Annotated in this window: 13 protein-coding genes; 11 read left to right on the plus strand and 2 right to left on the minus strand. The window is 40.3% G+C overall.

The window, feature by feature from the left end:
• The first annotated feature begins 128 nt into the window (after positions 1-128).
• Positions 129-1,745 (plus strand): alpha/beta fold hydrolase, encoded by a 1,617-nt coding sequence (locus DWZ47_RS20375; protein WP_117514442.1) that lies wholly within the window; start codon positions 129-131, stop codon positions 1,743-1,745.
• Positions 1,746-1,770: 25 nt separating this feature from the next.
• On the opposite strand, the gene DWZ47_RS20380 is transcribed toward DWZ47_RS20375, so the two are convergent.
• Positions 1,771-2,154 (minus strand): DUF3037 domain-containing protein, encoded by a 384-nt coding sequence (locus tag DWZ47_RS20380; protein WP_004305884.1) that lies wholly within the window; start codon positions 2,152-2,154, stop codon positions 1,771-1,773.
• Complete coding sequence (locus DWZ47_RS20385) at positions 2,132-2,914, minus strand: HipA family kinase (RefSeq protein ID WP_004308580.1); 783 nt, start codon at positions 2,912-2,914, stop codon at positions 2,132-2,134. The genes DWZ47_RS20380 and DWZ47_RS20385 overlap by 23 nt, the downstream gene beginning before the upstream one ends.
• Before the next feature lie 164 nt (positions 2,915-3,078).
• Between DWZ47_RS20385 and DWZ47_RS20390 the strand changes: the two genes are divergently transcribed.
• From DWZ47_RS20390 to DWZ47_RS20435, 10 genes are all read left to right on the plus strand, one after another.
• Positions 3,079-5,013 carry a glycoside hydrolase family 127 protein gene (locus DWZ47_RS20390; protein ID WP_008774953.1) on the plus strand — a complete coding sequence of 645 codons (1,935 nt, stop codon included), beginning with the start codon at positions 3,079-3,081 and terminating at the stop codon, positions 5,011-5,013.
• Between the two features lie 15 nt (positions 5,014-5,028).
• Entirely contained in the window at positions 5,029-6,954 is a 1,926-nt protein-coding gene (locus tag DWZ47_RS20395; RefSeq protein WP_099146614.1) for an alpha/beta fold hydrolase, read from the plus strand.
• Positions 6,955-6,975: 21 nt separating this feature from the next.
• A complete protein-coding gene (locus DWZ47_RS20400) occupies positions 6,976-9,243 on the plus strand; it encodes a heparinase II/III family protein (protein WP_117514444.1) in 2,268 nt (755 codons plus the stop codon).
• Between the two features lie 236 nt (positions 9,244-9,479).
• Complete coding sequence (locus DWZ47_RS20405; protein ID WP_117514446.1) at positions 9,480-12,314, plus strand: two-component regulator propeller domain-containing protein; 2,835 nt, start codon at positions 9,480-9,482, stop codon at positions 12,312-12,314.
• A gap of 699 nt (positions 12,315-13,013) precedes the next feature.
• A complete protein-coding gene (locus tag DWZ47_RS20410) occupies positions 13,014-13,529 on the plus strand; it encodes an RNA polymerase sigma-70 factor (RefSeq protein WP_117514448.1) in 516 nt (171 codons plus the stop codon).
• A gap of 69 nt (positions 13,530-13,598) precedes the next feature.
• Positions 13,599-16,886, plus strand: a complete 3,288-nt coding sequence (locus DWZ47_RS20415; protein ID WP_373594747.1) for a SusC/RagA family TonB-linked outer membrane protein — start codon at positions 13,599-13,601, stop codon at positions 16,884-16,886.
• A gap of 12 nt (positions 16,887-16,898) precedes the next feature.
• On the plus strand, positions 16,899-18,638 hold the full coding sequence (locus tag DWZ47_RS20420; protein ID WP_117514452.1) for a RagB/SusD family nutrient uptake outer membrane protein: 1,740 nt from the start codon (positions 16,899-16,901) through the stop codon (positions 18,636-18,638).
• A 30-nt stretch (positions 18,639-18,668) separates the two neighbouring features.
• Positions 18,669-20,126 (plus strand): Ig-like domain-containing protein, encoded by a 1,458-nt coding sequence (locus DWZ47_RS20425; protein WP_117514468.1) that lies wholly within the window; start codon positions 18,669-18,671, stop codon positions 20,124-20,126.
• A gap of 33 nt (positions 20,127-20,159) precedes the next feature.
• On the plus strand, positions 20,160-21,362 hold the full coding sequence (locus tag DWZ47_RS20430) for an alginate lyase family protein (protein WP_117514470.1): 1,203 nt from the start codon (positions 20,160-20,162) through the stop codon (positions 21,360-21,362).
• A gap of 135 nt (positions 21,363-21,497) precedes the next feature.
• The gene (locus DWZ47_RS20435) at positions 21,498-23,705 is read left to right on the plus strand and encodes an alpha-galactosidase (RefSeq protein ID WP_117514454.1); all 2,208 of its coding nucleotides are present in this window, start codon (positions 21,498-21,500) and stop codon (positions 23,703-23,705) included.
• The last annotated feature ends 170 nt before the right edge of the window (positions 23,706-23,875 follow it).

A 23,875-nucleotide genomic window follows, 5' to 3' on the forward strand; every position in this document is an offset into this window, starting at 1 on the left:
GGTTTTGCTACCTTTTTTACGGATAACTCTATCTTTGCATTTAATATCTACTATTATATAGTCGTTTTTTGAGTATTTTGTTCTTCATATTCGTAGTATAGGAAGTTAAATCAATTAAAAGAAGCATTATGAATAAATATTTTCTTGTTGTATTGTTGTCATTATTCATGCAGGTTGCTAAGGTGGCAGCAGCCCCCTGGCAATGGTCAGTGGAAATAAAAGAGCTGATTTCAGAAGAGACAAACGCCCACCCTTCTGCCTATCTATGGATACCGGAAAACTGTAAACAAGTCCGTGCCGTCATCATCGGGCAACACAATATGACCGAAGAAACAATTTTCGAGCATCCTGAATTTCGGAAGAATATGGGCAAACTGGGAATTGCAGAGATATGGATCACTCCCGGAATAGACCAACGCTGGGACGTGACAAAAGGTACCCAACAAATCTTTGAAACAATGATGAAGAACTTGTCTGAAATAAGCGGATATACAGAACTGGAGTTTGCCCCGGTTATACCCATCGGACACTCGGCAATGGCTACTTATCCGTGGAACTTTGCCGCCTGGAATCCTGAACGTACATTGGCCGTACTCTCTATTCACGGTGATTCTCCCAGAACTCATTTGACGGGTTACGGGCGTGCGAATTTGGATTGGGGAACCCGTACGATTGAAGGTATCCCCTCATTAATGGTAATGGGAGAGGACGAATGGTGGGAAGACCGGTTGATAACCTCTTTCGATTATCGTCGTGAATATCCGAATGCTCCCCTTTCATTTCTTGCTGATGCAGGACACGGACATTTCGACATATCCGATGAATTGATTGATTATCTTTCTCTCTTTCTGAAAAAGACAGTGGAATATCGGTTGCCGGAGCATTCGTCATTGGATGCTCCGATTCAGTTAATTCCGGTAGAAGCAAAGAATGGCTGGCTGGCAGACCGTTGGCGAAAGAATGAAAAGCCTACAGCCGAAGTCGCTTCCTATGATAAGTATAAAGGAGACAAGAACCATGCGTTTTGGTATTTTGATAAGGAAATGGCAGATGCCACAGAAAAATATTACGCCAATGAGCGTGGAAAGACAGAGCAGTATATCGGCTTTGAGCAAAAAGGAAAACTGATAACTTTCAATCCGAAATCCCATGTACGTATGTCTCCTTCTTTTCAACCCGAAGCGGACGGAGTCACTTTCCACCTGAAAGCAGTGTACACAGATACGTTAAGGAACGAATATTCAAAAGAACACAGTACGCATCCCATTCGAATGTCGAGAATTTGCGGTCCGGTGGAAGTGGTGAATGATACAACTTTTACTGTTCGTTTCTATCGGATGGGATTGGATAATCCTAAACGTACAGGAGGCATCTGCCTGATGGCTTCCGTAAAACAGGATCATAAATACCGGAGTGCCGTTCAGCAGGTAGAGATTCGTATTCCTTACCGGAATAAGGAAGGGATACCCCAAAGTATAATTTTCCCGAAACTATCCGATGTAAAAGCTTCAGTGAAAGAAATAAGTTTAAATGGAACTGCTGACTCCGGCCTTCCGGTTTACTATTATGTAAAAGAAGGTCCGGCAGAGATAAAGGGAGATAAACTGGCATTGACTAAAATTCCCCCACGTGCAAAATTTCCGGTAAAGGTGACAGTGGTAGCCTGGCAATATGGGCGTAGCGGAGAACCTAAAGTGCAGACTGCTGAAGCAGTAGAACAGAGCTTTTATATTACTGCCCGTTAGTTTGACAAAGAGATTGTCCAAGGAATCAGAGTACTAATTCCTTGAACAATCTTTCCAAAGTCTTATCTAAATCAGTAGAAAATCCCGGATGTGGGCGAGATACTTGTATGCAGGAACTTTTTACTGCAGTCAGCCAACGAAATCTGTCAGGAATATCCATATTGGCTATGGCTCCTCCCTCTTTATTTCCCATGCATATCTTGTCAAAGACCTGTAACCCTTCTTTCAGGCAATTCATATCCAGTTCGGAAGAAAACAGTTTTAGTTTGTTCTCATCTATCGTATAGAGGGATTTCAGGTATTTGGCTTGTTTGGAAAACAACACAATCCCCATATTGATAAACTCCTCCCGTTCTACTTTAGGAACGAAACGGATGACTGCGTATTCATATAAGTGCCTTTCTTGCATTTTGCGCTTCATTTACAAATGTTTCGGAATGTTTCATCCTTTCTTCTAAGAATCGAATATAAATGTCTCTCAAATCCTGTGGAGTTTCTGTGCCTTCTGTCCAGTTCAACCAGTCGTCGGGAATAGCATTGACTATCTCACGGATTTTATCAGAAGTCAATATCTGTCTGAATTCGATATCTACTTCTTCCAGTCTATCGGCAAACGGTAATAATACATGATCTTTTATCTGTACAAAAGGAACCAGTGCCTGTTTTTGCCAGTTAGTCCAGGAATGGTGGAAATAAAGGGACGCCCCATGATCTATCAGCCATAGTTCTTTGTGCCATATCAACATATTGGTGTTTTTAATGGTACGGTCTACGTTAGTCAGCAAGGCATCCAGCCATACTACTTGCGAAGCCGTTTTTCCATCTACTTGATGTACTATCGGATCAAAGGTCAACGAACCGGAAAGGAAATGCAATCCCATATTCAGTCCTCGACTCCATTGAAGTAAATCCTGTATCTCTTCGTCTGCTTCCGTTCGTCCGAAGGCCTCGTCCAGATTCAGAAAAACTATTTCGGGGACTCTGAAACCCAGTGCACGGGCTATCTCCCCACCAATCAGTTCGGCAATCAGCGCTTTTGTTCCGTGTCCTGCCCCCCTGAATTTGACTACATACTTAAATTCATCGTCAGCTTCGGCTAGAGCAGGCAATGAGCCTCCCTCACGCAGAGGAAGAATATATCTTGTAACATTTGCCGTACGTAAATCCATGTAGCTCCTTTCTTTAATTTGGGGAATAAAGATAGGACGTTTTAGATGAATTTTATAAGAAAGTGGGCTTTAAATTAAAGAATTGTAGCTTAATTAAATAATTTTGTGGCTTTGAGTGTTTAAGGCACCTTGTTCGTATCTTATAGATAAAAGATAGAAATAATATGAATAAGAAAGTTTTAGTTACGGTAATCTTGTTTGGTTCATTGACAGTATCGGGTATAGTGTCAGCTCAATCTGTATATCCCGGACAACATCAGGGAAAGTTGAAAAAGGAAACAGTCGCTCCCCTTCAGGCGGAAAGTTTTGATTTGAAAGATGTTCGCCTGTTGCCAAGTCGTTTCCGTGATAATATGCTTCGGGATTCTGCCTGGATGACGTCAATAGATGTGAATCGTCTGCTACATAGCTTCCGTACCAATGCCGGTGTATTTGCCGGACGTGAGGGCGGATATATGACAGTGAAGAAACTGGGTGGTTGGGAATCTTTGGATTGCGAACTTCGCGGACATACTACCGGACACATGCTCTCGGCACTTGGTTTGATGTACGCAGCTACCGGCAGTGAGATATTCAAACTGAAAGGCGATAGCTTGGTTAACGGATTGGAAGAAGTGCAGAATGCACTGAAAAACGGGTATTTGAGTGCCTGGCCCGAAGAACTGATAAACCGGAATATTCAGGGAAAAGGTGTATGGGCTCCCTGGTATACTCTGCACAAACTTTTCTCCGGGCTGATAGATCAATATCTGTATGCGGATAATAAGAAAGCATTGACTATCGTCACCCGAATGGGTGATTGGGCATACAATAAATTGAAACCCCTTAGTGAAGAAACACGTAAACTTATGATCCGCAATGAATTTGGCGGTATCAATGAGTCATTCTATAATTTATACTCAATAACGGGAGATGAACGTTATCGCTGGCTGGCGGAATATTTCTACCACAATGACGTAATCGACCCATTGAAAGAACTTCGTGATGACTTGGGAACGAAGCATACCAATACTTTCATCCCGAAAGTGATAGCCGAAGCCCGCAACTACGAGTTAACCCGCAACGAGACAAGCAGGAAACTATCGGAATTCTTCTGGCACACCATGATTGACCATCATACTTTTGCTCCGGGATGTAGCAGTGACAAAGAACACTACTTTGATCCGAAGAAGTTATCCCAACATCTGACCGGCTATACCGGAGAAACTTGTTGTACCTATAATATGCTCAAACTTAGCCGCCATCTTTTCTGCTGGACGGGCGATTCATCTATTGCGGATTATTACGAAAGGGCATTGTATAATCACATCTTGGGACAACAAGACCCTGAAACAGGTATGGTAGCTTATTTTCTGCCTTTGCTTTCCGGGTCTCATAAACTGTATAGCACAAAAGAGAACTCTTTTTGGTGTTGTGTCGGTAGCGGATTTGAGAATCATGCAAAGTTTGGAGAAGCCATCTACTACCATAACAATCAGGGAATATATGTAAATCTATTTATCCCTTCACAGGTAACCTGGAAAGAAAAAGGACTGACAATCCGTCAGGAAACGGAATTCCCACAGGAAGAAACAACACGTTTTACTCTTCAGGCAGAAAATCCTGTCCGCACGACTATTTATCTGCGCTATCCTTCGTGGAGCAAGGATGTAAAAGTTTCGGTGAATGGTAAGAAAATATCTGTAAAACAGAAATCTGGTTCTTATATTGCCATTACCCGTGAATGGAAAGATGGCGATCAAATCTCGGCTACTTATCCGATGCAAATCAAACTGGAAACTACTCCGGATAACCCGGATAAGGCAGCCCTGTTATATGGCCCGTTGGTATTGGCGGGAGAACGGGGAACTGAAGGTATGCAAGCCCCTGCTCCTTTCTCAAATCCTGCTCTTTATAATGATTATTATACCTATAATTTTCATGTCCCAGCACATTTGCGTACCTCTTTGAAACTAGATAAGAAACACCCTGAACGTGCTTTGCAACGTGTAGGAAGTGATTTGAAGTTTACGACAGAACAAGGAGATGTGATTCGTCCGCTATACGATTTGCATCGCCAGCGCTATGTCGTATATTGGGATTTACAATCAGAAGAATAGATAGTAAACAACGAAATGAATAATCGTTTATTAATTGCCGCTTTTGTAAGTATCTGCTTTTTGTCCGGTTCTTGCAAAATATCATCCGGTCAGGGAAGTCGGTATGACTTCTCTTCTTTGGATTCTGTTATCCAAGGATGGGTAGACAAGGGATATTACCCCGGAGCATCCATTTGTGTAGTGAAGAATGATACCGTCATTTTTCAGAAGAACTATCGGGATTATACACCCGATACAAAAGTATATGTCGCTTCTGCCGGAAAATGGGTAGCGGCTGCTGTCATAGGCGCGGTGGTAGACCGTACTGATTTGGGATGGGATGATCCGGTAGAAAAATGGTTGCCGGAATTTAAAGACGATGCTAAAGGTAAGATTCTTCTCCGGCAATTATTATCCCATACATCAGGAGTACGTCCATATCTTCCCGAGCCCCGTGTAGATAACTATAATCATTTGGATTCGGCAGTCACTGAAATTCTCCCTTTGGATACAGTCTTTACTCCCGGCACTCGTTTTGAATATGGTGGACTTGCCATGCAAATTGCCGGAAGAATGGCAGAAGTGGCGATGGGAGAGGAGTTTGAGACTCTTTTTCAAGAACTGCTGGCGCAACCTTTGGAAATGAAAAACTCTCATTTTACCCCAATCAACACGGACGGCGGACATGCACCCATGTTAGGGGGCGGACTGTGTACTACAATGAATGATTATCTTCACTTCCTGTCCATGATTTATCACGATGGAATGTATAATGGCAAGCAAATTATATCAGCAGAAACTGTGAAAGAAATGCAGGCCGACCAAGTGAAAGGCGCCATAATCCCTTCGAATAACTCGGATAATTATGTAGCGAAAGGACTGGGACAATCCCACAATGGAATCTACGGATTAGGAGAATGGCGTGAATTAATAGATAAAAAGACAGGTGAAGCTTATCAGATTAGTTCACCGGGATGGGCCGGTGCTTATCCGTGGATAAATAAACACGATAAAGTTTACGGATTCTTCATCTCCCATGTAGCAGGTTCTTCTGCTAAAGAAGACGGTTTTTCTTCTTTCTTTGGCAGCCCTGTCATTTCACGGACCGTTTCAGAAATACTGAAAGGTAAGCCATTGGTTGTCAAACAAGGACGTATCAATGTAGGAAACGGCTCTCTATACTATGAGGAAGCCGGTCAGGGTGAACCGATCATCTTTGTACACGGTCATTCGCTTGACCATCGTATGTGGGATGAGCAATTTTTAGTGTTTGCGAAAAAGTATCATGTCATTCGCTATGATTTAAGAGGATACGGCATTTCTTCTTCCCAAACAGAAGATTATCAATTTATGCATGTTGAAGATCTGGTTACTTTGATGGACTCTTTGCACATCAAGAAAGCGCATATCGTCGGACTTTCTTTGGGGGGATTTATCACTGCTGATATGTTGGCGTATTTCCCAGACCGGATGTTATCGGCTTTTTTAGCCAGTGGAAACATTCGAAAGTCCAAAGGTCCCAGTGAACCGATGACTAAAGAGGAAGCAAAGGTACGTGATGACGAAATAGCTGCCCTGAAAAAGAAAGGAGTGGAAGTGATGAAGAAAGAGTGGTTTGAAGGATTAATGAAATCCGGTGGTAGCCAGCGTGAACGGATGCGTGTGCCTTTGTGGCAGATGATTGACGAATGGGATGCGTGGCAACCGCTACACAAAGAAGTACGGGTAGTAGCAGGGCTGGATGCTATTGAAGAATTGAAGAAGAGTCACCCTGCTGTACCTGCCTTAATTGTAGAAGGTCATTCTTCTGATAACAAATTTTCAAAAAATCCTCCCATATTGGAATATCTACCTAATGGAAAGCTGAAAATCATAGAGGATTGCGGGCACATGATGAATATGGAGCGACCGGAGGAATTCAATGCAGCTTTAGAAGAATTTTTAATCAATATTGAACAGTAAAATGAAAAAGCAATAAATATCATGAAACAAATAGTTCTATGCCTGATCGGAATATTATTAGCATCGTTTGTATCTGCACAAAAGATAAATCATCCTTCACTTTTGTATACCCCTCAACGCATTCAGCAGGTAAAACAACGTATGCAGAATGAACCGAAATTGCGGGAAGCCTGGGAGGATATTCAGAAAACCGCCGATGAAGCCTTACAAAAGAAAGATTTCAATCGGTTGGATTATTTGTCGTTGGCCTATCTGATGACGGATAATAAAGAGTATGCAAATATAATCAAAGAGATTCTTTTGAAAGCTGTGGAAGCCGAATCCTGGGGAGATATGGAAATGATGGCACGTATTCCTGCCTGGCGTTCGCAACTGGGCATGGCACATAAGAGTTTCCTTTCTGCCATAGGATATGATGCAGCTTATAATATAATGTCTTCTTCGGAAAGAAAAAAGATTGCCGAAGGCTTGAAACGATTGGCTGTAGAACCTGCATTGGGAGACTGGCTGCTGGAACCTACCCGTATCCATTCTTTGAATTCTATGGGACATAACTGGTGGACTTCTTGTGTATGCCAGGGTGGAATATTAGCATTAAGCCTACAGAATGAACTTCCCGAAGTAAAAGATTGGGTGGAGCAACTTCATGAATCACTACCCGAATGGTTTGACTTTGCAGGCGATGCCTTGCAGCAGAAAGCAAAGAGCTTTGATGAGGCCGGAGGAATGTATGAAAGTCTCAATTATGCAAATTTTGGTATTCAGGAAGCTCTTTTGTTTCGGATCGCCTGGATAAACACTCATCCGGGACAAAATCCCGGTGATATACCCCAATTAGCAAAACTTCCGAACTACTTTTCTCAAGTATGCTATCCCCGTACAGGTGTGCTGCATAGTTTGAATTTTGGTGATAGTCATAAGAACGTATCAGCAGAATCCAGTATGATGTTATTGTATGCATTGGGACTGAAAGACCCGACTATTCTGTGGTATATAGCCCAAGTAGAGCAAGGACAGCATCGTGATGGATTTTTCCTGAATCGTCCGATGGGCTTTCTCTATACCCCTGATTTGAGTAAAGCTCCCATAACTCCCGATTTGAAAACCTCACAGCTATTCTCGGATTTCGGTTGGGCCACCATGCGTACTTCTTGGGAGAAGGATGCTACGATGCTTGCTGTGAAAAGCGGTCATACGTGGAATCATTCCCATGCGGATGCCAACTCCTTTATTGTTTTTCATAAAGGCGTTGATATTATCAAGGATGGAGGAAACTGCTGGTATCCCAATCCTGCCTATCGCAACTATTTTTTTCAAAGCCAGGCACATAATGTAGTCCTGTTCAACGGGGAGGGACAACCTCGTGAACAACAGTATAGCGGCTCTACTTTGCGAGGAAATCTTTATCATCTCTTGGATGCGGGCAATGTGAAATATGTTTTGGCCAATGGAACAGGTCCTGTCTCTAATAATTTCAGCCGTAACTTCCGTCATTTCCTGTGGATGGATAATGTGATTTATATGATCGATGATTTGAAGACACATAAGGTAGGACAGTTCGAATGGTTATGGCATACCAATGGAACTTATAAGAAATCGGGCATTGACGTGAATGTGACAAACGGAAATTCTTCAGTAGTCATCCGTCCTTTATATCCCCGCATGCTGGCTAAGTCCGATTTTGTGCACGACTATCCCGAAGATTTATATTGGGAAGAAATAGAAGCTCCTACGGAAGATTTGAAAGGAACCGAAAAATATTATTCATTCCATTTACCAGCCGAGGTGAACCGTGTGAAAGGACTGACAGCTATTATTCTGAAAGACGCTCCCGATGAAAAAGACCTGCCTCAAATGGAAAGACGTGAAGGGCAGGACTGGATAGGGCTTCGTATCCGTCATAAAGGTAAAATTACCGATTTATATATCAACCAACTGGCGGACGGAAGATTAATGCACAGTAATTCATGGATTATGCCCGACGACTGGATGACAGATGCTTATATGTTTGCAGTTTCTTACCCAGAAGGTACTGAAGCAAAGAACGCTAAGGACTTCTTTATTGCTTATGGAAGTGCATTGAGACGGGGTAATGAAACTTACTTTTCATCATTGGCTAAGCTGTTCGTTATTCAGAAAGCAGAAGATAAGAAACTTGATCTTTGGATAAACGGACAGCCGAAGATAAATACCACCTTTAGAAGCACAAAGAAGCCTGTGTCTGTAGAAGTGAATGATAAGAAAATCCCGGTAGTTTATCAAAAATCGCAGGTGAAGGTGAAATTATAAATTCTACAATATCGTTCTTGTATATATGCTGTTATCTTTTTCTAAGGTAGTAAATTCTTTATTTTTGTTACTCAAATATTTTTCAAATAACATTGAGTAAATAATTTAATCCCTTCGTATTTGTCTATGTGCATATAGAGAATACGAAGGGATGACTTTTTTAATTATAAGTACTTCCTTTTGGAGATTTTTATGTATGTTTGTCACATGTTTAATATGAAAGGAAGCAGTTGTAAGTGAAAGACACGATTAAATATCTGATTCTTATATTAATATATTTGGCTTGTGGTGTGGAACTACAAGCTAAAGACTATATATTCCGTAATATTGTCATGTCTGACGGGCTGTCAGGACTGTTGGTCAATGCTATTTATAAAGATTCCGAAGGTTTTGTGTGGTTAGGGACAGATAATTGTCTCGACCGTTTTGATGGAGTGAAAGTACGCCATTTTGAATTCCGGGGTATTGAGTCAGGAAGAAAGAAGCGGGTGAACAGCGTTACAGAAACAGCCAACAAACAACTGTGGGTAGGAAATGGAATCGGACTTTGGCGATTGAACCGTACAAACAGTCAATTGGAAAGAATTGTCCCCGAAAAGATTGATTTTGCCGTAAATACTTTGTTGGCTAATGAGGATGGTCTTTATATCGGCACAGAGAAAGGCTTATTCATTCATAAAGACGGTCAATTACTACAGGTCTTGACAGACCGGAATATGCTTGCTGCCTGTAACAGAATCATGGATATTTGTCTGAATGAAGACAAAACCGTATTATGGCTGGCTACGGTGCAGGGGCTGTTCTCTTATTCACTGAAAGACGGAAAGATTGATTCCTGGCATTTTCAGGAGAATGTGCCCGAAGCCGATTATTTCCGTTGCCTGACCCGTATTGGAGAAACGCTTTATCTAGGCACAATGAGCCAAGGTGTAGTACGTTTTGATATAAAAAAGGAAACATTCTCTCATACAGTATCTTTAGGCTGCGATGTCATTTCTGATATATCCAGCGATGGGAAAGAGACTGTTTATATAGCTACTGACGGTAATGGCGTCCACTTCCTTTCACACAAAGACCAACAAGTGACACGTCGTTTTTACCATGATGTCAATGATAAGGAAGGAATTCGCAGTAATTCTATTTATTCCTTACTTGTAGATGATAGAGGTGCCGTCTGGGTGGGGCATTTTCAGGCAGGGCTGGATTATTCACTCTATCAGAACGGCCTTTTCCGTACGTATGCCTATCCACCTTTATTCAATTCGGCAAATCTTTCCATTCGTTCTTTCGTAAACAGAGGACAAGAGAAAGTTATCGGTTCACGTGACGGTTTGTTTTATATAAACGAAGCCACCGGAGTAGTGAAAAGTTTTGTAAAGCCCGTTTTGACTTCAGATCTGATACTGACAATCAGCTTCTATCAAGGAGAATATTATATCGGTACGTATGGTGGCGGTATGATGGTACTGAATCCGGGAACATTATCTCTGAAATATTTTGCACAGGGCGATACGGAGCTTTTTCAAAAGGGACATATATTCTGTGTGAAACCGGATGCAAAAGGAAATCTTTGGATAGGGACTTCACAAGGACTCTTCTGTTATAACGGACAGACCAAACAGACCAAACAGATCAAACACTTTACTAGTGCTAACTCCCAACTGCCGGAGGGCAATGTGTATGAAGTAAGTTTTGATTCTACAGGCAAAGGATGGATTGCCACCGAAACCGGTATGTGTATTTATGACCCGGCTTCTCAAAGTTTACGCTCTAATGTGTTTCCGGAGGGATTCGTTCATCGGGATAAAGTGCGTACTATCTACGAAGATGCTGGACACAATCTCTATTTTATCCGTGAGAAAGGGAGCTTGTTTACATCTACTTTAACGATGGATCGTTTCCAGAACCGCTCTATCTTTTCTACTCTTCCGGACAATTCGCTAATGTCTGTTATAGAAGATAACCAAGGCTGGTTGTGGGTGGCTTGCAATGACGGGCTATTGCGTATCAAAGAAGAGGGAGAGGAATATGATGCTTTCACTTTCAATGATGGAGTGCCGGGACCTACTTTTACGAATGGAGCTGCTTATAAAGATGAAAAAGGACTATTGTGGTTTGGTAACACCAAAGGACTGATTTATGTCGATCCGAAACGTGTGGACGAAGTGCGTGGCAAGGTCCGTCCGATCGTATTTACTGACATATTAGCTAATGGTGTCCCTTTTACCAGCTCCTCTTTGAAATACAATCAGAATAATTTGACTTTCTGTTTCACAGACTTTGCTTATGGTCTCCCATCTGCCTTACTATATGAATATCGATTGGAAGGAGTGGACAAGGACTGGAAATTATTGGCAGCACAGAACGAAGTTTCTTATTACGGACTTTCTTCCGGGACTTATACTTTCCGTGTACGTCTTCCGGGAAATGAGCAATCCGAAGCTAGCTGTCAAGTGACAGTATGCCCTATGATACCTTGGTGGGGATGGACACTTTCCATTTTATTAATCGTAGGAATTATAGCCTTTATACGGTATTATGTTTGGAAACGTATGCGTCGTTTGCTTGTTTCCTCTGCTTCGTCGATTTCGACATCAACGGAGGAGGAAATACAACAGAGAGAACAAACAGTAGAACATTCGAAAGTAATTTCAGAGCAACAATCTTCCACTGTTGAAGAGAAATATAAGACCAATAGACTGACCGAAGAGGAGTGTAAAGAACTTCATAAGAAACTGGTGGCTTATGTAGAGAAAGAAAAGCCATATATCAATCCCGACTTAAAAATGGGTGACTTGGCTTCTGCATTGGATATTTCTTCACATTCATTATCGTATCTTTTGAACCAGTATCTTAATCAGTCTTACTATGACTTCATCAATGATTACCGTGTTACCCAATTCAAAAAGATGGTAGCGGATAGCCAATATTCCCGCTATACTTTGACTGCACTGGCAGAACTTTGTGGTTTTAGTTCGCGTGCTTCTTTCTTCCGTTCATTTAAAAAGAGTACGGGAGTTACTCCGAATGAATACATCCGTAGTATAGGCGGAACAGCCAAAGAAGAGTAACTTTTCGACTTATTATCTCTGAAATCTATTTTGCGCCCATATTCCCTTCACCCTTCACTTCTCCCTGTTCATCGGGGATAGAGGGTGAAGGTTCTCGATTCACTAAGTGACTTTCTTCCTTTCACTTGTTTCTTTCCATTATCTATTAATAGATAAGTTCTTCTTCTCCCTATATAAACTTCTTTTGGTCCTATTGCAAAGTTGTTTTTTATAGGGAGTAATCTATAAACGCAAGCTTTGTTTTTATAAATGCAACTTGCGTTTATAAAAACAAAGCTTGCAATTATATAATTGAAGCTTTCATTTATAGTTTACCCTTAATCAAATGTAACTTTGCAATAAGTGCAAAACAAGTTTGTCTTTAATGAAATGAAAGTTTTCTCTTAATGTTTATGTCTCATCAAAGCCGTTGATGAGACAATGAATCGGTAAGATCGTGAAATGGTGAGATTGAAAAGGAGAGAAAGGTAAGGGCAAACAGGTGTAAGTGGAGCGAAAATGCGTAGATTTTAGTGTGTAGAGTCTCATTTTATAAAGTGATACTCTATTTGATGTGAATGTAAATTGTTGATAATGAGAAGAGTGTGTTTAAATAAGTCTAACTAGATTCGTTGAGATTGATCTGCTTTATTTTACGACTGTTATATCCGAAATCCCCTCTATATTTGCATCGTGATTAAAACCGAAAAAGATAGTATTATGGAGACAATAGCTAACACTTACGACGACATTATCACCCGTTCTTATGAAGAATATTATCAGGTGATTCTTACCTATATTACTTATCGTATCACTCATCGCTACGAAGCGGAGGATCTAACCCAAGATGTATTTGTACGTCTGCTCGACTACAAACAAATGCTCCGTCCCGACACAGTGAAATATTTCCTGTTCACTATTGCCCGCAATATTGTAATCGACTATATCCGTCGCTATTATAAGAAGCAGGAGATAGACAGCTACATCTATGATACTATGTCTACTTCTACCAATGAAACCGAAGAAAAAATTATCAGTGATGATTTAGTGACAATGGAACGGACCCGTTTGGCTGCCATGCCCGAACAACGTCGGTTAATTTATACATTAAACCGTTTTGAAAATAAAACTTCTCCGGAAATCGCTAATGAACTGAATCTAAGTTGTAGGACGGTAGAAAACCACCTATTTCTTGGACGTCGTGAAATGCGCGAATTCTTCCGAAATTGTATATAATCTTATTCATTAATAAATAACCCTTTGTGCTTATGGAAAAGGAGTCAGAATTTACAAAGAGGTGTTTGTATGCCTCATCTTATTTTAGAGAACAAGAATTTAATACTATTTTTAAACCTCAAATTTAATTTTATGAAACAGAGAAGATTTATGTTTAAACTACAATCTAACAAGGCGGTTACGCTTGCTTTAGGACTGATGCTAGGATTATGTCCTGTTTCAAGAGGGTATGCAGCTCTGGATGATAGTCAAATAGTAACACAAATGCAGAAAAAGGTCAAGGGGCAAGTACTTGATGCTACTGGAGAGCCTTTAATAGGTGTGAATGTGAGTGTTATAGGGCAGACCGGAGGTACAATAACAGATATAAATGGAAATTATTCATTAGATGTGCGTAAGGGAGCCAAGCTGAAATTTTCATATATTGGCTACAAGGAGCAGGTTATTGAAGTGGGAGATCCGACTGTAATTAATGTGAAGATGAGTGAAGATTCGGAAGTACTTGATGAGGTCGTAGTCGTTGGTTATGGTGCGCAGAAGAAAGAATCATTGACTGGTGCTGTAACTGTTGTAAGCGATAAAATGATAAAAGATAAAGGTACCCTTTCTAATCCGGCACAAGCATTGCAGGGACAGGTTCCAGGTGTTATTATTACCCGAAATTCAGCGGCTCCCGGTGATGAAAGTTGGAATATGAAACTACGTGGATCATTCTCGAAAAACAATTCGGATCCCTTGATAATCATTGATGGTGTAGAAGCAGAATCATCAGTGTTTGGCCAGCTGAATCCATCTGATATTGAATCCATTAACTTCTTGAAAGATGCGTCTGCTGCGATTTACGGAAGTAAAGCAGCTGGCGGTGTTATTTTGGTACAAACTAAAAAGGCAAAAGCCGGTAAAACCAAAATAGAGTACAACGGATCAGTAACAGCTAAACTTGTGGGATTGCAGCCTACTCTGATGACTTTGGATGAATGGGGAGATGCAGTTATTCAAGCTCGTACTAATGATGGTTACAAGTCAGATGATACTTGGTTAAGATATGTAGCGTTGGCAAAGGCCAACCGAGGACACTATATTGATCTGAACCATAGCCAAAATCCTTATGCTAATGCATTTACTGATGTAAAGGACTTTGTGTTTTTTGATACGGATTGGCAGGATATTTTGTGGGGTACTACAGCATCTACTTCACATGAATTAAGTGTAGCTGGAGGAACAGACAGAAATACTTATCGGTTGTCGGCACGTTACATGTACGATGGAAGTAACTTGAAATGGGGAAATAACAATAACCAGAGATATAATCTTCGTTTAAGTAATACGTTCCATGTGACAGATGCTTTTGAGATAGAATCGGTTATCGCCTATTCTCGTCAAGATCAGGTTGCTCCGACACAGATTGGTGCAGCATTGACCTCTTCGGTGCAGCAACCTGGATTTCCATCATCAACGATAGATGGCAAACCTTATGCCTGGGGTACTTGGGGAGCTCCAAACTGGTATTGCGAATTGGGTGGTGACAATAAATTGAAAGTTTCTGGAGTGAACATCAGTGAGACCTTCAAATATAAGTTTAACAAACATTTTGATGCTGTAGCTACCCTGGGGTATAATACATCTACCTCTACGCGAGATATTCAAGGTAAATCTATCGATTGGTATAATTATGCCGGTACAGAAGTGACAATGACCAATCCGACGGCTGATAAGAATTATTATTATAAGACTTTTTCGCGTACGGATATGTACACGTTGAATGCTTATTTAAACTGGCATCAGACATTTGCGGAAAAACATAATCTGGCAGCTATGATCGGTACTCAATACAATCTGAAAGAGTATGATTATACACCGGTTAAAGCACAGAATATATTACCCTCACTGGAAATTATTAATGGTACGGGCGAAGTACTATTGAAGAATTCATCCAATGATGGTCCTGAAAAATGGCACGAAGGCCTATTATCTTATTTTTCCCGCTTAAACTATAATTATAAATCAAAGTATTTATTGGAAGGTAATTTCCGTTATGATGGTTCATCTAAATTCCAACCGGAAAACCGATGGGCATTTTTCTGGGGAGTATCTGGCGGTTGGCGTCTTAGTGAAGAAGAGTTTGTTAAGAAACTGAATCTTTTTGATGAGTTAAAGTTGAGATTGTCTTATGGTACAGTTGGTAATCAGGGAGGTATTGATCGTTATGACGGCGTTCAGCTTTATAATTACTCGCAGAATTCAGGTGCTTTAATCGGAAGTAGCAAGATTTCTTACATTGACACGAATGGTAAACTGTTGAGCACAGATCGTAGTTGGGAAACAATTAAGAACTATAATATAGGTTTGGATTTCGGCCTGTTCAACAATAGATTGACAGGAACTGTTGAAGTTTTCTGGAAAGACTGTAACAATATGCTGATTGATGTCACTTATCCTGGAATATTGGGTGACAAAGCGCCTACTGCAAATGTTGGAAGCTTTAAAGCCAATGGTTGGGAAGGTACATTAAACTGGTCTGATAAAATAGGTAAAGTCTCTTATCATGTTGGTGGTACTTTTACATATACCACTAATGAATTGACAGATAATGGAGGTAGTGCTACGATTAAAGACGGTGTACGTTCCGATCGTGAAGGATATCCATTGAATTCAGTATTTGGTTTAAGATATTGTGGAAAGATTCAAACGCAGGAAGAATTGGACAAATATATGAATCGTTATGGAGAAAATAACTCTATAGATATGCCGGCTATGTTGCGTCTGGGTGATAATATGTTTGAGGATGTGAACCGTGATGGCAAATTGACTGAAGAAGATTTTGTATATTTAGGAACGGATGATCCGAAAATATCTTTCTCATTCAATGCCGGTTTAGAGTGGAACGGCTTTGATGTATCTGTCATTTTCCAAGGAGTAGGCAGACGTACAGTTTGGCGTGACGGGGACAATAGCAGTAATGTAAACTGGCGAGTTCCGATGAGATCTGTCTATATGAATACGACTAATCAGTCTGTAGGAAACGTATGGTCTCCGGAAAACCCGAATGCACATTATCCTACTTATACAAATACGGCGCAGATTAATAACTATAACTATAGATGTTCTTCCTGGTCTGTTGAAGATGGTTCTTATCTTCGTTTGAAGAATATAACTTTGGGTTATACACTACCATCTGCTTTGCTTGCAAAAACAAAGGTATTGAGTTATGCCCGTTTGTATATCTCTGGAGCTGATTTGTGGGAGACATCTAAGATTAATGATGGCTGGGATCCGGAAGCTTCTCGTAAAGTATCGACTTATGGCCGCTATCCTTTCACCAGAAATGTAACAGTTGGATTAAATTTAACCTTTTAAACATTGAATAATATGAAATTATATAAGATAAAAAGTTTCCTCATACTTGCAGCAGGACTGATGCTACACTCTTGTCTGGATTTGGACCCGCAGGATCAATTAGCTGAAACAAATATCTGGAGTTCTCCTGCCGATTATAAATTGTTTGCTAATCAGTTCTATAGTTGGACACGTGACTTTAGATCACTTGATAATAATTCAACGAAACCTTTACATTCGGATTATAACTCCGACCTGTTTACATGCAAAGACGACCGCAACCGTTTTAGCAACGGAACAAACTCTGTTCAAGAGTCAGATGGTAATTATGGCTCGGCTTATGCGCATATCAGACGTACGAACCTGTTATTGCAAAATGCAAGTAATTACGCTAATCAAACGGATATTGCACAATACGTAGGAGAGGCCAAATTCTTCCGTGCCTATTTCTACTTTGAATTGGTTCAGCTTTATGGAGATGCGATTATTGTAAAGAAACCATTGGATGTGACAGATCCGGAACTGAAAACCGCCAGAAATGATCGTAGTGAAGTAATTGATTTCGCTATTGAAGATTTAGAGGCCGCAGCAGAACTATTACCTAAATTTTCGGAATTAAGTACTGAAGATAATGGCCGAATCAGCCAAGAAGGTTGTTGGGCTTTCTTGTCGAGAGTGGCTTTGTATGAAGGGACTTGGCAAAAGAGCCGTGGCAATGCAGAACGTGGCAAAGCGTTGCTGGACATTGCAGCGAAAGCTTCCGGAAAGGTAATAGCTAGTAATACTTTTAGCTTGTTTAAACCGGAAGCATTGGGAGATAGTGCGCAGAAATATATGTTCATCCTGGAAGATGTCAAATCAAATCCGGCTGGATTACAGAAGAGTGCGAATAAAGAGTATATATTCTCACGCCGTCATGATGAAGTATTGGCTCCTATTGGTACAAATATAACCAAAGGTAGTTTGATAAATGTAATATGGGTTAGCCGGAAATTTGCTAATATGTATCTCTGTCAGGATGGTTTGCCTATTGAAAAGTCGGAGATGTTTGATCTTTCTAAAGGATATGATAAAATGGATTCGGAATTCATGAACCGTGATAATCGTATGCGATATACTTTGGCTCGTCCACATGATAATTTTTGGAGTAATAATAATCCTCGTGTAACATGGAAGAGTGATGCTGAAGATCTGAAGTCAGCTTCCATTAAGAATTACATCCCGGATACCGGCACTGGTTATCATAATCAGAAATGGGCATCAGAGCGTGCCGTAAAGGATAAGTTTGAAGGTTATGATTATCCTATCATTCGTTATGCAGAAGTTCTGTTGAATTATGCCGAAGCTGTATTCGAACGTGATGGAGCGATTTCGGATGATGATTTGAATCTTTCTCTGAATCTGGTTCGTTGCCGTGTCAATACTAAAATGCCTAAGTTAACAAACAGTTTTGTGTCGGAACATGGATTGGATATGAGAACAGAAATACGTCGTGAACGTACTATCGAACTCTATAATGAGGGTTTCCGCCTGGATGATTTGAAGCGTTGGAAAACAGCGGAAACAGAGATGCCGCAGGATATTTTAGGTGTTAAGTGGAAAGGTACTGAATATGAAACAACTTGGTCTAAGTGTCCTCATCCTAGAAATGATGATGGTATTCTGGTTCTTGAAACCGGACGGAAATGGGCTGAAAAGAATTACTTGTTCCCATTACCAAAAGATCAGTTGCAACTGAATCCTAATTTGAAGCAGAATCCGGGATGGGAATAAATAGATTGAAGAATTAAAAACATGAATCGTATGAAAAATAGATATTCTTTTTGGATGAATAAACTTTGGATAGTTGGTTTTATGACCGGATGTCTGACCTTGTCTTCATGTGACGATGAGAAAGACCTGACGACTGGAATGCCCGAGAATCAATTAATTAATAATATAGTTTTAAAAGTTACGAAACAATTGCCGGTAGCAATTGGTATGGATACGACTATTGTACATAGTATTGTTCCGGCAAATCCTACGAATCCTGAATTGCTATGGACTTCCTCTGATGAGTCTGTTGCCACTGTTGCTCAAGATGGGACAATCACTGGTAAGGCGGTGGGAACAGCTGTCATTACTGTAATGCCGGCTATTGGATTTGGGGTGACAAACTCTACCTTACAGACTGTTGAGGTAACGGTAGTACCTGAAATTATAAAAGCCACTTCCATCGAATTTACTAATGAAGATGCCGATGGTAATCCGTTGACTGAATTATATCAGATGGATGACGTGCAATTGACTTACAATATTTTGCCGGAAAACCATACTTACTCCTATTTGACATGGAAGAGTAGCGATGAAGGCATTGCAACAGTTGATGAAAATGGTAAAGTAACAGGTGTTGAACCAGGTAATGTCACTATTTACGCTTACACACATGACGATAGCGGAGTCATTGGTAAAATTGATTTGAAGATATTGCCATATATTCCAGTAGAGGATATAACTATTCGTCCGTATGATGATATGTTATATATGGATGAAGTAATCACTTTAGATTATACATTTACTCCTGAATCGGCAACTGCAAGTACAGTTGAATGGACTTCTAGTGATGATAAAATTGTCACGGTAAAACAAGGTAAAGTTACCGCAGTAGGCTTTGGAACAGCTGTTGTTACGGCAAGATGTATTGCGAATGATAAATCGGCTTCAGTTACGATTACTGTTGAGGCAGGAGCATGGATCTGGGATAAACGTAATAACTTTAAGAACTGGGAAATTAGTCAGGCTTATTCAAGTTTTGTCATTCAGGATGGTAAGATGGTAGTAACTTGCGGTCAGCAGAATGCGGATATGAAACGTGCCGATTTAAGACTTGCGGTCAGTGCGACGGCACCTGTTTACATGAACTGGGGAAATTATCCGGTACTTGCATTGCGAACGGACCTTCCTGGTGGTGGTAAAGGCGTAGGCAAAGGCGGTGTTTATACCTTGAATCTGGCACCTGTTACCGGAAGTGGCGCAAATAAAGCTGAAAATAATGGACTTTTGCTGGAGGATGGTACTCGAATGTTATATTGGGATGTTTCAGCTTGGGGAAATGTTTCGACAACAGAAACAATTCCGTACAGAACATTTGAAGTCAAAGTTGCTGATATTTATAACCAGAACTTACCGACAAGTAAGTATACTGTGTATTGGATTAGAACCTTTAAGAGTGTAGCAGAAGCGGAAGCTTTTGCTAAAGCTGAAGTGAAAGCTGAAAACTAAGTATTTAATATATAAAATAATATATTGTATTCCATGAAAAAGAATTTTATACTAACAATAGCTTTGTTCGCAACTGTCACATTGAGTGCATGCAGCGAGATTGAAGATGGAGTAAATAGAATGGATGAATGGGAAGATGAAAAGATAGAAGTCGACTATCCTGTCAGTTTCGTACATCCAGGTATAATGCATACGAATAATGATATTGAACGTCTTCGTGAAATAGTGACGAACAGAGAGCAACCAGGGTATGGTTGTTATGAGATTTTTGCCAGTGATGCTCGTTCGAAAGCAGATTATACACTTCAGGGACCTTATAAAGAAATTTATCGGGGAAATGATAATGGGACTCGTCCGAGTATTCAGGGTAAATATGAAAGTGATTTTAATGCAGCTTATCAAAATTCTGTAATGTATGCAGTAACACAGGACGAGGCTCATGCTAAGAAGGCAACAGAGATTCTTATGGCTTATGCCAATACATTGGAAGCTATTGTTGCAGGAGATCAGCCATTATTAGCTGGTATTATGGGAGTGAAATTTATGTATGCTGCTGAAATGATGCGTTACTTGTATCCTAAGGGAATGACTGATGAAAATTTTGCCAAGGTCTGCTCCATGTTTAAAAATATATTTGTTCCGATACTCGATGATTTTATGGCAACTCCGGCTTATACGAATGGTAACTGGGGAGCATCTGTCAGCATGTCTTATATAGCAGCTGCCGTACTTTTCAATGATCTGGATATGTATAAGAAAGCTGTAGACTTTTATTGTAACGGGATAGATAACGGAACAATCCGGAATTATATAGATGGGGAGACCGGACAGTGTCAGGAGAGCGGAAGAGATCAGGCTCACGCTCAATTGGGCTTGGCATGTTTATCTGTGACTTGTGAAATCGCATACAAACAAGGTACCGACTTATATGGAGTGTTGGATAATCGCTTGCAGAAAGGTTATGAATATACTGCGCAATATAATGCCGGGCATGATGACGTGCCTTTCAAAACATGGAAAGATATTACTGGCAAGTATTGTAGTTGGACGAAGATTTCAAGTGACCAGCGAGGCGTATTCCGTCCGGTTTATGAAATGGTGTACAATCACTATGTGAACCGCAAGCGTGGGAGTATGAAATATACAAAAGAAGTGATTGATAAGATCCGCCCTGAAGGTTACTATTATGAGCACTTTGGATTTGGAACTTTCTTATTCAACGATAAGGCAAAATAAAGATCGTTTTATCTTGAAATTCTGATATAGAGGGGAAGATATCAAAGTGAAAAAGAGCCTTTGGTATCTTCCTTGTTACTGTTATCCGTATGATGACATAGAGTCTGTGAAACATTATAATTGAAAAAAGAATATATGAATATTAAGAAGAGAGTGTTTTCTTTGCTCAGTTCATGCTATGTAGTAGGTTGTCTGTTTGCCCAGAATATATTGATATCTACTCCGGCAACTTCATTAGTATTGTCGGCTCCAGAAAAAGGAGAGCTGAAATACATATATTATGGCGCCAAGCTGTCTGATAGAGATTTTCAAACTATCGGAAGTCTGGATAAAGGCAAATATGCAGCTTATCCGGTTTATGGGCTGAACTGCCCGTCTGAAGTTGCTTTGGCAGTGAAGCATAATGATGGTAATATGACTCTTCAACTTGAAGTTGTGAAAGTTGAAAGTTCCCATCAGGACGAAGCGAACCTGACCATCATTTCTTTGAAAGATAAAGTTTATCCTTTTTATGTGAAAATGTACTATAAGGCATATCAGGATACAGATATTATTGAAATATGGAGTGAAATCAGCCATCAGGAGAAGAAAACAGTAGTACTTAATCAATTTGCTTCAGCTTATTTGCCTATTCGTAAGGGAGATGTCTGGTTATCACATTTGTATGGTGCCTGGGCCAATGAAGGACGCTTGGAAGAGGTGCCGTTAGATGCCGGAATGAAAGTAATTAAAAATAAAGATGGAGTACGCAATTCGCACACAGCTCATGCAGAAGTAATGTTTTCTCTTGATGGAAAACCTCGGGAGAATGAAGGACGTGTTATTGGTGCCGCTTTGTGTTACAGCGGAAATTATAAATTGCGGATTGATACGGACGAGAGTGATTATCATCATTTTTTTGCAGGTATTAACGAGGATAACTCCACCTATAACTTAAAAAATGGAGAAGTTTTTCGTACACCGGAACTGGCTTTGACCTATAGCGATGAGGGCTTAAGTGGAAGTAGTCGTAATTTTCACCGTTGGGCCAGGTTGCATAAATTGGCTAACGGTACAAAACTGCGTAAGATTTTGTTGAATAGCTGGGAAGGTGTTTATTTTAAAATTAATGAGGATGGCATGAATCAAATGATGGCAGACATTGCTTCCATGGGAGGTGAATTGTTTGTCATGGATGACGGATGGTTTGGCGACAAGTACCCTCGTAGAACGGATAAGACTTCCTTAGGGGATTGGGTCGTAGATAGAAAGAAACTTCCGTCAGGGATAGGAGGATTGCTTGAAAATGCACGGAAAAATGGAGTAAAGTTTGGTATCTGGATTGAACCGGAGATGGCAAATACGACAAGTGAATTGTATGAAAAGCATCCTGACTGGATACTCAAAGCTCCTAATCGTGAATTGGTTTTAGGCCGTGGAGGCACACAAGTTGTTCTCGATTTAGCTAATCCGAAAGTTCAGGACTTTATTTTTGGTATGGTAGATAATTTGATGACAAATTATCCGGAAATAGATTATATTAAATGGGATGCTAATATGTCTATAATGAACCATGGCTCCAATTATTTATCAGATAATGACCAGAGCCATATGTATATCGCATATCATAAAGGCCTCGAGACGATTTGCCAACGTATTCGCGCTAAATATCCGGAGGTTACCATACAAGCTTGTGCTAGTGGCGGCGGGCGTGTCAATTATGGCCTGTTGCCTTATTTTGACGAGTTTTGGGTAAGTGATAATACGGATGCTTTGCAACGGGTTTATATGCAATGGGGAACATCTTATTTTTTCCCGGCAATTGCAATGGCTTCTCATATCAGCGCATCTCCCAATCATCAGACTTTCCGTCGTATTCCATTAAAATATCGCATAGATGTGGCCATGAGCGGGCGTTTGGGAATGGAGATACAACCACAGGATATGACAACAGAAGAGAAAGAGCTTTGTAAGAAAGCAATTGCAGAATATAAAGAAATTCGTCCGGTGGTACAGTTTGGGGATATTTATAGATTAATTTCTCCTTATGAAAAACAGGGAGTTGCTTCGTTGATGTATACTTCACCGGAGAAAGATAAGGCTGTGGTATATTGGTGGAAATTAGAGCATTTTCATAATCAACACCTGCCACGTGTGCAGCTATATGGTTTAATTCCGGAAGCGAACTATCAAATCCGTGAGCTGAATAGAATTGATACCCAGCCATTGAGTTTTGAGGGAAAAGTATTTAGCGGGGCATATCTTATGGCGAATGGATTAGAAATTCCTAATAATCATATTGTAGATAGAAAGATGCGAAATGATTATTCTAGTAGAGTACTTTATTTGAAGAAGATGGAATAAATCAGGAAATTAAGAAAAAATGATGAAGGGGATTAGGTATTTACCTAATCCCCTTCGTATATATAAGCAAATAGGTTAAGAAATAGATTGTTTGAAATCAGAGATTGGATTCAGTTTTTTAAGTGATTGGTTTTATATAAAGGTAGAAAGAACCTGTTTTTAGGAATAAC

Source organism: Bacteroides sp. AF32-8BH, assembly GCF_003435205.1.
GTDB lineage: Bacteria > Bacteroidota > Bacteroidia > Bacteroidales > Bacteroidaceae > Bacteroides > Bacteroides ovatus.

Bases quoted from the DNA above. Each gene is read 5' to 3' on its own strand.
- DWZ47_RS20425 (WP_117514468.1), top strand. From the start codon at position 18,669: ATGAAAAATAGATATTCTTTTTGGATGAATAAACTTTGGATAGTTGGT.
- DWZ47_RS20375 (WP_117514442.1), top strand. From the start codon at position 129: ATGAATAAATATTTTCTTGTTGTATTGTTGTCATTATTCATGCAGGTT.
- DWZ47_RS20380 (WP_004305884.1), bottom strand. From the start codon at position 2,154: ATGCAAGAAAGGCACTTATATGAATACGCAGTCATCCGTTTCGTTCCT.
- DWZ47_RS20435 (WP_117514454.1), top strand. From the start codon at position 21,498: ATGAATATTAAGAAGAGAGTGTTTTCTTTGCTCAGTTCATGCTATGTA.
- DWZ47_RS20390 (WP_008774953.1), top strand. From the start codon at position 3,079: ATGAATAAGAAAGTTTTAGTTACGGTAATCTTGTTTGGTTCATTGACA.
- DWZ47_RS20415 (WP_373594747.1), top strand. From the start codon at position 13,599: ATGCCTCATCTTATTTTAGAGAACAAGAATTTAATACTATTTTTAAAC.
- DWZ47_RS20400 (WP_117514444.1), top strand. From the start codon at position 6,976: ATGAAACAAATAGTTCTATGCCTGATCGGAATATTATTAGCATCGTTT.
- DWZ47_RS20420 (WP_117514452.1), top strand. From the start codon at position 16,899: ATGAAATTATATAAGATAAAAAGTTTCCTCATACTTGCAGCAGGACTG.
- DWZ47_RS20410 (WP_117514448.1), top strand. From the start codon at position 13,014: ATGGAGACAATAGCTAACACTTACGACGACATTATCACCCGTTCTTAT.
- DWZ47_RS20385 (WP_004308580.1), bottom strand. From the start codon at position 2,914: ATGGATTTACGTACGGCAAATGTTACAAGATATATTCTTCCTCTGCGT.
- DWZ47_RS20395 (WP_099146614.1), top strand. From the start codon at position 5,029: ATGAATAATCGTTTATTAATTGCCGCTTTTGTAAGTATCTGCTTTTTG.
- DWZ47_RS20430 (WP_117514470.1), top strand. From the start codon at position 20,160: ATGAAAAAGAATTTTATACTAACAATAGCTTTGTTCGCAACTGTCACA.